The sequence below is a fragment of the Rothia sp. ZJ932 genome (assembly GCF_016924835.1).
GTDB lineage: Bacteria > Actinomycetota > Actinomycetes > Actinomycetales > Micrococcaceae > Rothia.
Genome location: NZ_CP070480.1, coordinates 598,918 through 611,313, shown reverse-complemented (window position 1 = coordinate 611,313; position 12,396 = coordinate 598,918). Strand labels below are relative to the sequence as shown.

The 12,396-nt window shown below is 55.6% G+C and carries 10 protein-coding genes; all 10 read right to left on the bottom strand.

Annotation, left to right across the window (positions count from 1 at the left end; genetic code table 11):
- Positions 1-80: 80 nt before the first annotated feature.
- A complete protein-coding gene (locus JR346_RS02815; RefSeq protein ID WP_205483055.1) occupies positions 81-1,298 on the bottom strand; it encodes a nitrate/nitrite transporter in 1,218 nt (405 codons plus the stop codon).
- Positions 1,299-1,346: 48 nt separating this feature from the next.
- Complete coding sequence (gene narI / locus JR346_RS02810) at positions 1,347-2,147, bottom strand: respiratory nitrate reductase subunit gamma (protein WP_205483054.1); 801 nt, start codon at positions 2,145-2,147, stop codon at positions 1,347-1,349.
- A 4-nt stretch (positions 2,148-2,151) separates the two neighbouring features.
- Entirely contained in the window at positions 2,152-2,952 is an 801-nt protein-coding gene (gene narJ, locus JR346_RS02805) for a nitrate reductase molybdenum cofactor assembly chaperone (protein WP_205483053.1), read from the bottom strand.
- 3 nt (positions 2,953-2,955) lie between these two features.
- On the bottom strand, positions 2,956-4,590 hold the full coding sequence (narH, locus tag JR346_RS02800; RefSeq protein WP_205483046.1) for a nitrate reductase subunit beta: 1,635 nt from the start codon (positions 4,588-4,590) through the stop codon (positions 2,956-2,958).
- The gene (locus JR346_RS02795) at positions 4,590-8,312 is read right to left on the bottom strand and encodes a nitrate reductase subunit alpha (protein ID WP_205483038.1); all 3,723 of its coding nucleotides are present in this window, start codon (positions 8,310-8,312) and stop codon (positions 4,590-4,592) included. Before JR346_RS02795 ends, narH begins: the two co-directional genes overlap by 1 nt.
- A gap of 76 nt (positions 8,313-8,388) precedes the next feature.
- Positions 8,389-9,573 carry a ThiF family adenylyltransferase gene (locus tag JR346_RS02790; RefSeq protein WP_204877848.1) on the bottom strand — a complete coding sequence of 395 codons (1,185 nt, stop codon included), beginning with the start codon at positions 9,571-9,573 and terminating at the stop codon, positions 8,389-8,391.
- Entirely contained in the window at positions 9,567-10,052 is a 486-nt protein-coding gene (locus tag JR346_RS02785) for a molybdenum cofactor biosynthesis protein MoaE (RefSeq protein WP_204877849.1), read from the bottom strand. The genes JR346_RS02790 and JR346_RS02785 overlap by 7 nt, the downstream gene beginning before the upstream one ends.
- Positions 10,042-10,554, bottom strand: coding sequence for a MogA/MoaB family molybdenum cofactor biosynthesis protein (locus tag JR346_RS02780; protein WP_240333997.1), 513 nt, complete (start codon positions 10,552-10,554; stop codon positions 10,042-10,044). The genes JR346_RS02785 and JR346_RS02780 overlap by 11 nt, the downstream gene beginning before the upstream one ends.
- Entirely contained in the window at positions 10,547-10,981 is a 435-nt protein-coding gene (moaC, locus tag JR346_RS02775) for a cyclic pyranopterin monophosphate synthase MoaC (RefSeq protein ID WP_240334029.1), read from the bottom strand. Before moaC ends, JR346_RS02780 begins: the two co-directional genes overlap by 8 nt.
- An 80-nt stretch (positions 10,982-11,061) precedes the next feature.
- A complete protein-coding gene (locus JR346_RS02770; RefSeq protein ID WP_205483029.1) occupies positions 11,062-12,396 on the bottom strand; it encodes a molybdopterin molybdotransferase MoeA in 1,335 nt (444 codons plus the stop codon).

Sequence of the window (12,396 nt, the reverse complement as noted above, 5' to 3'; positions counted from 1 at the left end):
GTAAGTTCACCGACAGTCTTTGAAGATACCTAGCATTTCAAAGATTGCCGGGGTTCTCTCTACCCCAACCGTATATGTGTTTATGAGGGACGTACCGCGTTCTTATCTGATTTCATCCACAGTGAGACAAGAAGCGAAACAATGCAGATGATCGCTAGGGCGTACAGACCCCATGCGTAGCTTTCGTTCGCGGTGTAGGCTGCACCCATGATCAGAGGCGGGAAATAACCGCCCAGACCACCGGCTGCTGATACCAGACCCGATACGGTACCGATATCTTGCGGGCGAACAACCTTGCCCAACCAGCCGTAAATGGTACCGGTGCCGAAGCCAACGAAGAATGCCGTCACAACGTGCAAGAGAGCGTTCAAACCGGTGGATGCGGGCTCGAAAGCAATCAGCACAACCAGTACTGCCACCGCAACAAAAACAACCAGGGTAGTCAGCTTTCCACCGAACTTATCTGCCGCAACACCACCGAAGGGGCGAGCAAGCACGGCGCAGGCAGCGAACATTGCGGCGAAAGTACCGCCAGCAACAGCCTCGTAACCATAGATGTTCTGCATATAGGTGGAGAGGAAGTTCGAGAAGGCAACGAAAGCACCGAAGACAACTGCATAGATAAAGCACAGTTGCCAGGTCACCAGAACCTTAGATACGCGAAGAATCTTAGGCATGACAGGCTCAGGTTTAGCAGCCTTCATCACCGGTGAATCCTTCAAGAAGAACCAGACAACGCAGGCGTAGATCAGAGCCACGCAGGTCATAATCAGGTGGGTAGGGAAATAACCGAAAGCCTGAAGCATACGGGGGTTGAAGAAAGCAGCACACGCGGTACCGACCATACCCATACCGAAAATACCGGTAGCAAGACCCTTACGGTGGGGTTCAAACCATGCTGAAGCGAAGGGGATGCCCACCGCGAAGATTGAACCGCCGACGCCCAGGAAGAAGGCAACTAGCAGCAGCAAGGGGAAGCTACCCATCTGACCCACCAAGCCGGTAACCAGAACCATTAAACCGGTGAAGGTCAGCATAATGGTGAACATGATGCGACCACCGTAACGGTCAGTGAGTGCGCCCACCGGAATACGCGCCAGTGAACCGACGATAACGGGGGTCGCGATCAGCAAAGAACGCTGCCCCTCAGTCAGACCGTAGGTTTCGGTGTAGTACTTGGCGAGCGGACCAATCATAGTCCAGCTCCAGAAACCAATCATTGAGGCACACGCCGCCATGATGGTGTATTTGAGCCCACCCTGCAGTTTAGGGTCACGCTCGAGTGTTGTAGTACTCATGAATTCCTCATTCAATACTGTGTGAAAGAAATAGTAAAAAATTCTTGATTAGCGAGACGCGCGTTCACGGTTTTTACGCTGTTCACGAGCGCTCTTATCAGACAGCTTGGCTGCGGTCGCCAAAGGCTCCCAGCCACGACGCGGTGAACGTGCGCCGCGACCCTCGCTGCCGCGTCCACGGTAAACAATGTAAGGACGGAACAGGTAATGCAAAGGCGCGGTAAAAGCGTGAACTAGGCGGGTAAAAGGCCACAGAGCAAAAAGCAAGAAAGCAACAATGATGTGCGCTTTGAAGGTGAAAGGCACATTGTGCATCAGCTCAATATCAGGCTGGAAAATCAGCACAGAGCGGAACCACGGTGAAATATCTCCGCGGTAGTTGTGACCGTGATGCCCCTGGAAAGCACTAAGAATAGTGACGCCAATGCCCAGAACAATAGCGCCCATCAAGAAGATGTACATGATCTTGTCATTCACAGTGGTTGCGCGGAACACGGTGGCGGTGGTGCGGCGACGGTAAACCATCATTACCAAACCAACAGTAACCGCAATACCAAAGGGCAGACCAAGGACCAAAGCCATCATGTGGTACACATCATCTGAAATGCCCAGTGCCGCGGTCCAGCTTGCAGGAATCAGCAGACCCGCGATGTGACCGGCAAGAACGCCCACCAGACCGTAGTGGAACAGCGGGGAGGCGATACGCAACATCTTAGATTCATAGACCTGAGATGAGCGGGTAGTCCAACCAAACTGATCGTACTTGTAGCGCCAGAGGGTACCACCGATGAGAATCACGATGGACATATAGGGCAAAATGCCCCAGAGGAACAGATCTAGAAGGTTCATCGGTTTAACTCCTGGTAGAAACTTCAGTCAGGGATGAGGGCACGGGTGCAGGTTGCAACAGGGGCAGAAGACGCGGGTCTGTGGGATCAAGCCCCACTGACTCAGCGGGCGGGGTTGCCCGTGCGAGCTTCTGAATTTCCTGGGCTGTTTGCGGGGATTCTCCCGGCAAGCTATCGCAGATGCACTCCACCAGTTTGTGGAAAGCAAGATTGTCATCGCGCAAAGCAAGACGCAACAGCTCTAGGGAAGGGCGGTATGCCTGCAAGGATGCGCGTCCAGCACGTGAATCTACCAGGGCGGTAAATTCAAGCACGAGTGGCAGGTAATCGGGCAGTTCACCATGAAGGTTAGTCACCATACCCGAGTCGCGGTACATCTTTTTAAACCGGGTAAGGGCTTCGCCGCGTCGGCGGGTATCTCCTTCAGTCCAGTACGAAAGATGAAAGGAATGACGCCGCGAAAGGTCGTATTCCTGCACGTAGGAGGCGGCAACGTCCTCCATGGGTGCTGATTCGTACCAGTGTGCAACGTCATCAATCGCCTCAACGAGCGGGGTCTCCCCCACTTCTTGGGCTAGCTGACGCAGTTCGGGAATCAACGCCTGAATTTCAGTATCGGGGTAGAGCATGAGCACAGATGCCACCTGATAGATGACCTGCTGACCCTCAGTTGCCTGACCGAGGTCAGCATCGAAAGGGTCAGTGCTACCGGGCACTACCGTGTCGAAAGAAGGCGCGGACGCGCCGGGGGTGGGTTCGGTTGCCGAACCCGCCTTGCCCATGAGTTTAGAGAAAAATCCCGCCACTGCCTACGCCTTCTTAGAACTGGTGGTATCGGGGAACAGGGCATCGGGGCGACCGTTGCCGTCCCACATGAAAATGTTGACCTTACCGTCAGCTCGCTGGGCGTTGGCATAAGAACCGGCTGAGACCGGAACAGGGCGGTCGCCCATGCCCGAGAAGGCATCGTCGTAGAGCATGCCGGGACCACCCTCGCCTTCCAGCGAGCAGCCCATCTCTTCGAGGTTGTGGGCATCTTCCATGTGAGCTGCGGGAATTACGTAGCGCTCGTCGTACTTTGAGATAGCCATGAGGCGGTACATTTCGTACATCTGAGCACCGGTCATACCCACAGCGTTAGCGATTTCTTCGTTACCCACGTTGCCGAGGGTGATATCACGCATGTAGGAGCGCATTGCTGCCAGCTTCTTCAGCACGTCAACGATGATGGTTTTATCGCCAGCGGTGAAGAGCTCTGCCAGGTACTCGACGGGAATACGCAGGGAGTCGATGGCACCAAAGAGGTTGTCCTTGGATTCAGCGTCGTGCCCCTGTTCCTTGAGCAAGTCGATAATCGGTGACAGCGGCGGCACATACCAGACCATGGGCATGGTGCGGTATTCGGGGTGAAGCGGAAGAGCAATCTTCCATTCCTTCGCCAGCTTGTAGACCGGTGACTTCTGTGCAGCTTCAATCCATGCTGAGGGAATATTGCTCTTTTTCGCCTCAGAAATGACCTGGGGATCGAAGGGGTCAAGCATCAAATCAAGCTGTGCCTCGTACAGATCCTTCTCATCGGGTACTGACGCAGCCTCGGTCACACGATCAGCGTCGTAGAGGAAGATACCGATGTAGCGCATACGACCCACACAGGTTTCCGCGCAAACGGTAGGAATACCGTGCTCGATACGGGGGTAGCAGAAAGTACACTTTTCTGCCTTACCCGATGCGTGGTTGAAGTAAATCTTCTTGTAGGGGCAACCGGTGATGCACTGACGCCAACCGCGGCACTGATCCTGATCAACCAGTACAATGCCATCTTCTTCACGCTTGTAGATAGCACCTGAGGGGCAGGACGCCATGCAGGAGGGATTCAGGCAGTGCTCGCAGATGCGCGGCAGGTAGAACATGAAGGTCTTTTCGAATTCGAACTTGATCTTCTCTTCTGATTCCTGACGGATCTTCTGCACGATGGGATCCTCGTTACCGGTCACAAAAGTACCGCCGAGGTCATCGTCCCAGTTCGCTGACCAGTCAATAGCGGTGTCTTCACCGGTAATCAAAGACTTCGGTGCAGCAACGGGAAAGTCATCGCCCAAAGGAGCGTTAGTGAGGTTCTCGTAATCGTAGGTCCACGGCTCGTAGTAGTCACTCATCTCGGGCTGAACAGGAGATGCAAAGAGGGTAAAGAGCTTCTTGAAGCGGTTACCGCCTTTGAGTTCCAGACGTCCGCGCTTGTTCAGCTGCCAGCCGCCCTTCCACTTCTCCTGATCCTCGTAACGCTTGGGGTAACCCAAACCGGGGCGGGTTTCGACGTTATTGAACCACACATACTCAGTACCGGTACGGTTAGTCCACGCCTGCTTACAGGTTACCGAACAGGTGTGGCAACCCAGGCACTTATCCAGTGCCATAATCATTGAAACTTGAGCCATAACGCGCATTAGTAGGTTACCTCCTGCTTGCGGCGGCGAATAACGGAAACAATATCTCGCTGGTTACCGGTCGGTCCCAGGTAGTTGAAGGCGTATGCCTGGTGCGCGTAACCACCGATAAGGTGGGTGGGCTTCACAAGAATTCGGGTCACCGAGTTGTGAATACCGCCGCGCTTGCCGGTTGCCTCCGACTTGGGAGTATCGACCAGACGTTCCTGGGCGTGGTGAACATAGACAACTCCCTGTGGCAGACGGTGTGAGACCACCGCGCGTCCAACGAAGACACCGCCGTCGTTGATGCACTCGATCCAGTCGTTGTCCTTGACACCAATACGCTCGGCGTCCTGCGGGGAAATCCATGCGTGGGAGCCACCGCGAGAAAGCGCCAGCATGTAAAGGTTGTCGTGGTAGGACGAGTGGATAGCCCACTTGTTGTGCGGGGTCATGTAACGCACCGCAATGGTGACCTCGTCCTGCTGTGTACCCAGAATCGGCTGGTTGAAGAGCTTATGCATATCCAGCGGTGGACGGTAGGTCGGCATCTGCTCGCCCATCTCGTTCATCCAGTCGTGATCCAAGAAGAAGTGCATACGGCCGGTGAGCGTGTGGAAGGGCTTGAGCTGCTCGATGTTCAGTGTGAAGGGAGCGTAGCGGCGGCCGCCGGTTTCTGAACCTGACCACTCGGGTGAGGTAAAGACCGGGCAGGGGCGATCTTGGGTATCACGGAACGTAATACGCTTTTCTTCGTTGCCCTCAGCCAAGTGAACGAACTTCTTGCCCACTCGCTTTTCGAGCTGTTTGAAGCCAGCAATAGCTACCGGACCGTTTGAGGTACCCGAGAGCGCCAAGATGGTATCAACCAGCTTCTCGATAGTATCGAGTGCGGGTAGCCCCTCGCCCTTACCGGAGTTCATCACACCGTGCTCCTCCGCCAGCTTCGCCAGCTGCGGATTAACATCAACAGTGATTGCCTTGGTGGTAGTACCGAGCTTCGAGAGCAGCGGACCCACCGAGGTGTACATATCGTACAGAGCCGGGTAGTCACGCTCGACCACCGTGAAAATCGGCATGTTCTTGCCGGGAATACCCTTGACGCCCTGGTTCTTCCAGTCCGGGGCATGACCGCCGGGCTGGGCAATCTGACCGGGAGTGTCATGCTGCAAAGGCACAGAGACAACATCTTTACGAGTGCCCAGGTGCTTAGCAGCCAACTTGGAGAAGACGTACGCCAGTTCCTTGAAGGTCTGGTAGTCAGTCTTAGCCTCCCACGGCGGGTCAATAGCCGGGGTGAAGGCGTGAATGTAAGGGTGCATGTCGGTCGATGAAATATCGAACTTCTCGTACCAGGTAGCGGTCGGGAACACGATATCCGATGACAGGGTAGATGAGGTCATACGGAAGTCCGCAGTCACCAACAGGTCAAGTTTGCCCTCGGGAGCGTTCTCGTGCCACTTGATTTCACGCGGATGCACATCTGAGTCACCGGCACCCATGACGTTGTTGTGGGTACCGAGTAAGTGCTTGAGGAAGTACTCTTCACCCTTAGCGGACGAACCCAGCAAGTTGTTACGCCAGAGCATCAAAGTGCGCGGCCAGTTGACGGGGTTATCCACGTCTTCAACCGAGAATTCAAGGTCTCCTGAGTTCAAGCGTCCTGCAACGTAAGCAGCAGGGTTCTCAGCGGCGCCTGATTCGACAGCTACCGCTGCCTTATCGGCCAAATCCAGTGAATTCTCGGGGAACTGCGGGTAGAAAGGCATCCACCCCATGCGGGCAGAGCGCGCCAGAATATCGGCGGTGTGAACGCCCTTGAGTTCACCCTTGGCAAGGGGAGATTGCAGGGAGTCAGCGGAGTAACCATCAAGACGCCACTGGTCGGTGTGCATGTACCAGAAGGAGGTACCTGCCTGGGTGCGTGGAGGGCGAACCCAGTCAAGAGCGTTCGCCATATGCGCCCAACCGGTGATCGGGCGAGCCTTTTCCTGACCCACGTAGTGAGCCCAGCCGCCGCCGTTGCGGCCTTCACAGCCACACATCATCAGCAGCGCCAAGATAGCGCGGTAGGTAGCATCACCGTGGTACCACTGACAGATACCCGCACCAAGAATAATCATAGTGCGACCCTTTGAATCAATGGAGTTCTGTGCAAATTCACGTGCCACACGAATAACGGCCTCGGCGGGTACCGAAGTGATTTCTTCCTGCCATGCGGGGGTGTACTCGGTGGTCACATCGTCAAGACCCTTTGCCCAGTTACCGGGCAAACCGGGACGACCGATACCGTACTGTGCCAGCATCAAGTCAAAGACGGTGGTGACTTCCATACCCTCCACCATGAGGGTGGGAACACCGCGTGAGACCACGTGACCGGCACCGTCAGGAGTATCGAAGGCCGGCAGCTTAATTTCGGCAACGCCGGTAGCACCACCGGCAACATCGTTGATGGAAAGGGCGGGTTTAACGCCGTTCAAATCAAGGTTCCACTTGCCCATGTCTTCTTCGTTGTAACGGTGACCCAAGGTGCCGTTAGGAATAAAGACCTCACCGTTGTCACGGTTAATAAGAGCGGTCTTGAAGTCAGCATCAGCCTGACCCTCTCCAATGGAAAGGTCTGAAGCCTTCACAAACTTATGGGGAACCTTGGTGCCGTCTTCACGGGTTTCGAGGCGAACCAAGAAGGGGAAGTCGGTGTAGGTGGTGACGTAGTCTTCAAAGAACTCTACGCGCTGATCCACAAAGTTTTCCTTGAGAATCACGTGCCCCATTGCCATAGCCAACGCTGCGTCCGTACCGGGCTGAGCGGGCAACCACTCATCGGCGAACTTGGTATTATCAGCGTAGTCCGGTGACACGGTGACAACTTTGGTACCGCGGTAGCGAACCTCAGCCATCCAGTGAGCATCAGGGGTACGGGTCACGGGAATGTTTGAACCCCACATCATGAGGTAGGTGGCGTCCCACCAGTCACCCGATTCGCGGACGTCTGTCTGGTCACCGAAAACCTGGGGTGATGCCACGGGCAGGTCAGCGTACCAGTCGTAGAAGGAGGTCATAACGCCACCCATGAGCTCGATGTAACGAGCGCCGGAGGCGTGTGAACCCATTGACTTAGCAGGAATGGGTGAGAAGCCGATGTTACGGTCAGGACCGTAAGTACGAATGGTGTGAATCTGGGCGGCAGCGACGATTTCCAATGCCTCAGTCCAGGTAGCACGCACCAAACCGCCCTTACCGCGGGCAGTCACGTAGCGGTTGCGCTTTGCGGGGTCTGAGACGATAGCGGTCCAGGCTTCAACGGGGTCACCGATGCGTGCCTTTTCCTCGCGGTACATTTCAAGCAGGGGACCGCGAATGTAGGGGTACTTTACGCGGGTAGGTGAGTAGGTGTACCACGAGAACGCAGCACCGCGGGGGCAGCCGCGGGGTTCGTACTCGGGACGGTCGGGGCCAATGGTGGGGTAATCGGTTGCCTGAGCTTCCCAGGTAATCACGCCGTCTTTGACGTATACCTGCCAGGAGCATGAGCCGGTACAGTTAACACCGTGGGTGGAGCGTACAACCTTGTCGTAGCTCCAGCGGTCGCGATAGAAGACATCGCCTTTGCGCCCACCCTGACGGTAGACGGTGCGGTTATCTTCTGATTCTTCCCATTTAGAGAAGAACTTTCCAAACTTAATGAGGCGGTCAGAGACCGGGCCGTCCGGGCCGGGTACATACGATGTCTGAGTCATACACCCAAGCCTACAAAAAAATAGGTATTAAAAATACCAAATAAAAATGTTCGCTAATTCAAATTTATTTTCCACGTCAAGCGTTCTCAAGCCAGGCATTGATACCCCCTGCTAGGGAAGCAAAAGCCCCCACACCTGCGTCCGCCAAGATGCTTTGAGCACGCAGCGAGCGCACCCCTGCCGCGCAGTATAGAATCACCGGCTTATCATCTACCATCAAAAGCTCTGAAATTTCAGCGAAATCGCCACCCTCATTCTGCAGCTGCTCCAGGCGCGACAGAGGCAGGTGAATAGCACCAGGAATAGCTAAAGCATCAAACTCGTGTTTTTCGCGAACATCGATGAGGTTGATCTCACCCTCACCCAAGAGCCCCTCAATCTGTTCAACCTCCACCTCTTGCGGTGATTCAAAAGAAAGCGATGACACGTCAATAAAATTTTTATGACCAATTGTTACGCTAGGTTCATCTGAACCTTGCGAATTTTCAGAACTCTGTATAAAGGGAAGCTCAGAAGTATTTTCACGGCGCTCAGATGCCTTGAGAGGAATGTAGTCCCAGCGCCCATCAAGCCCCGAGTAGTACCCCACCGTACCAATCATCGGTATGCCCACACCGGTCAGCAGTTTTAAAGTTTCTAGCGCCATGGAGGTGCCCACAACACCCGCCAGTGGTCCAAGGACGCCAGCGGTCGCGCAGTTAGGCACTGAACCGGGAGCAGGCATCACCGGGTAAAGATCCTCATACACTGGCCCCCTCCCCTGCCAGAAAACGCTCATCTGCGCGTCAAAGCCAAGAATGGCACCCCAAATATGCGGTATGCCAGCCTCAGCGCAGGCCCGCGAGACCAGGTACCGAGTCTCAAAATTGTCGCTACCATCGAGCACTGCATCAGCATCAGCAAACAGAGAGTGAGCGTTCTTGTTACTCAAGCGCTCTTGCACCGTGCGCACCGTAATAGTGGGATTAAGCGATCGCATGGCGTAAGCTGCCGATTCGGTCTTAGAGTTACCCGCGGCAGCAAAAGTATGAATAATCTGGCGGTGAAGGTTAGAAAGCTCCACCTGATCATCGTCGATAACAGTGAGCGTACCAATTCCCGCAGCAGCGAGGTAAAGCAGTGCAGGAGATCCCAGCCCACCAGCGCCGACAACAACAAGGTGCGCGTCCTTGAGGGTATTTTGGGCGGCGGCTCCCCACTCCGGCAGAATCATCTGCCTGCGGTAAAGCTGTAGTTCGATGGAGCTGAAGTTCTCTAGCATGAGGATTCGATTCCTACCCATTCAACTTTGCCATCGGTAAGGGTCTGTTCCTTCCAGATGGGAACCATCGCCTTAATATCGTCCGCGATTTTTTCGCAGATATCAAAAGCTAGACCGCGGTGAGCTGCAGCAGCCATAACGGTGAGGGCTGATTCACCAATGGGAATATCGGCGACTCGATGCACCGCTAGCGCTCGCACGCCGGGGGTTGCCTCGACGACTGCTGCTACAACCTCGGCGATTTTTTCGGTGGCGAGGGGGTGTGCCGAATAAGAGAGGCCAGCGACCGATTCACCGTGGTCATGATCGCGCACAATACCGTCGAAAATAACGAGGGCTCCCATGCCAGGGATCATGACGGCTTCGCGCCACTGCTGGTAGTAGTCTTCGAGACGATCTTCGATGATGTCGGTGTGAACCACCGCTGAGGTGGCTGGTTCCGTGGCGGGGTACTGGGCGAGGTGCTCGTTAGTGATCATGGTAATCCTGTAGCTGACGAATGATGTGTGGGAGGAGTTTTTCAAGAGTGGTGACGCCATCAGTCACACCCCCCACCGAACCAGGCAAAGTCATAATGAAAGTGGTACCGATGGTGCCGGCAACTCCGCGGGAGAGGACGGCGGCGGGGGTGTTGGTGAGTCCCAGCGTCCAAAAGGCGTGCATAATGCCCGGCACTTCTTTATCGAGGTGGGGGCGCACCGCTTCAACAGTTTGGTCATCGGTGTTCAAGCCGGTGCCACCGGAGGTCAGAATGACGGTGGGTAGGTTGCCTGCCTCAATGACGGATGCGAAATAGGCGGGCATATCAGCATCTGCCACCACGGTGGCGTCCGGGGTCTCAAAGCCCTGCGAGCGCAACCATTCCACGGCGATAGGGCCTGATTTATCGGGGTAGATGCCTTTGGAGGCGCGAGTTGATGAGACGATGACCAGCGCGCGGGCGGGTTTTCCCTCCATCATCAGCGGTTCTTTTTTAGTCATTGTTCACTGACCAATCCCCGGATTTTCCACCGGATTTACTCAGCACTCGAATACCGTCGATGACTGCGTGTTTATCGACGGCTTTAATCATGTCGAACACGGTGAGAGCGGCGGATGAGACGGCGGTGAGTGCCTCCATCTCGACCCCTGTGACGCCGCGGGTTTTGACGGAGACTTCGATGCGCACAGCCTCGGCAAGGCGATCGAAATCTACCGTAATTTTACCCAGGGGTAGGGGGTGGCACAGGGGAATGATGTCGGGGGTTTTCTTGGCACCCAAGATAGCCGCGACGCGAGCTACCGGCAGAGCGTCCCCTTTAGGCAAATCTGCGTCAAAAATCTGCTCGATGACGTCTGATCGGGTACGCACGAAACCCTCTGCAACGGCGGTGCGGGTGGTTTCTGATTTCTCTGTTACATCGACCATGTGGGCGCTGCCATCAGCGCGGACGTGGGTGAGGTGGTGGGGTATGTTCACGAAAAATCTTTCTTTTGGTTTTTCTTGGGTCAGTGAAAAAGTGCGCCCGGGAGCAGGTGTACTTTTACGCTATCACCCGGTACGTAGCTGTTACTGGGCTCGAATTCTATGAGGGCGTTTGCTTCTGAGGCGGCGTGTAAAAGGTGTGAGCCGGTCTCACCGTGAAGGTGGCAGGTAAGGGCGCCGTTTGCCGGGTTCAGGCGAACGATACCTCTGCAGAACTGAGTTTTGTGTTCTAGACCAGAAACTGGTTGTTCGGCTGTGAGTGATGCTTGAGCGACCAGTACACGCGCTGGGGCTAGGTGCCTGCTGGCTACGAGGGAGGGGCGGAGCAGCGCAGTGTAGGTCACCAGGGTGCTGACGGGGTTGCCGGGGAGCGAAACAAAAGGGACCTGCCGTTGACCGGTGTTCAGGAGGCTCACTCCCTGAGGGCCTCCGGGTTGCTGGCTGACGTGACCAAACCAAGAGAGAGCATTCATACCGCTGTTGGTTTGTTTCTGTGAGGTGTTCAGGGAGGTGAGTGCGTTACGCACCACTTCATAGCGGCCGGCGCTGATGCCCCCGCAGGTGAGAATCAGATCGGGGTTGAGCTGCGCACAGTCGTGTTCTAGAGCCTTAATCAGAGACTGCGGGTCATCATTGATCTGCCGGGTATACACATCATCTATGCCGTCTGCGACAAGCAGTCCGCGCAGCATAGGGGCGTTGGCGTCATAGATTTTCCCGGCAGTGAGCTGCCCGGTGGTGACTTCTTCGCCACCGGTATAGAGCAGGACGCGCGGGCTTGATTGTACGATGATCTCAGCGATTCCCTGGGCGGCGAGAACACCCACGTGAACAGCGGTGAGTAGGGTGCTAGCTGGTACGAGAAGCTCCCCCTTTTGAATATCTTCGCCCACGGTGCGGATGAAGGTGCCCGGTGCTACTTGTTCAAGCTCAACCTGCTGCCCCTCAGCTGCGAAACCCTGCGCGTCCGCATCTGCGCTAACCACCCGTGAACGTTCAACCGGCACGATGGCACCGTAGCCAGCGGGCACCGGAGCGCCGGTCATAATGGGGTAGGCGATATCGTCATCACACACTACATTGCCGCTAAAACCTGCCGGTATATCGTGCCCGACGGTGAAGACCCGGTTCTCGCGGCGGGCAGAGACGGCTGTTAGCGCGTAACCATCCATCTGAGAGTTGTCGAAGGTGGGTGAGCTGTGGGCGGCAAGTACATCGGATGCCAAGACCCTGCCGACGGCCTGTGCCAGCGGCACACTCTGTGTAGCGCTGGGAAGATAGCCCCCCAGCAAGGCAGCCAGAGCATCGACGTAGCTGTTCGGGCTCAGGTTGTGTGCAGAGGTGAAAAAAGAAACCAC

Coding starts and splice junctions, on each gene's coding strand:
- JR346_RS02815 (WP_205483055.1), bottom strand. CDS start 1,298: ATGAGTACTACAACACTCGAGCGTGACCCTAAACTGCAGGGTGGGCTC.
- narI (WP_205483054.1), bottom strand. CDS start 2,147: ATGAACCTTCTAGATCTGTTCCTCTGGGGCATTTTGCCCTATATGTCC.
- narH (WP_205483046.1), bottom strand. CDS start 4,590: ATGCGCGTTATGGCTCAAGTTTCAATGATTATGGCACTGGATAAGTGC.
- JR346_RS02795 (WP_205483038.1), bottom strand. CDS start 8,312: ATGACTCAGACATCGTATGTACCCGGCCCGGACGGCCCGGTCTCTGAC.
- JR346_RS02790 (WP_204877848.1), bottom strand. CDS start 9,573: ATGCTAGAGAACTTCAGCTCCATCGAACTACAGCTTTACCGCAGGCAG.
- JR346_RS02785 (WP_204877849.1), bottom strand. CDS start 10,052: ATGATCACTAACGAGCACCTCGCCCAGTACCCCGCCACGGAACCAGCC.
- JR346_RS02780 (WP_240333997.1), bottom strand. CDS start 10,554: ATGACTAAAAAAGAACCGCTGATGATGGAGGGAAAACCCGCCCGCGCG.
- moaC (WP_240334029.1), bottom strand. CDS start 10,981: ATGGTCGATGTAACAGAGAAATCAGAAACCACCCGCACCGCCGTTGCA.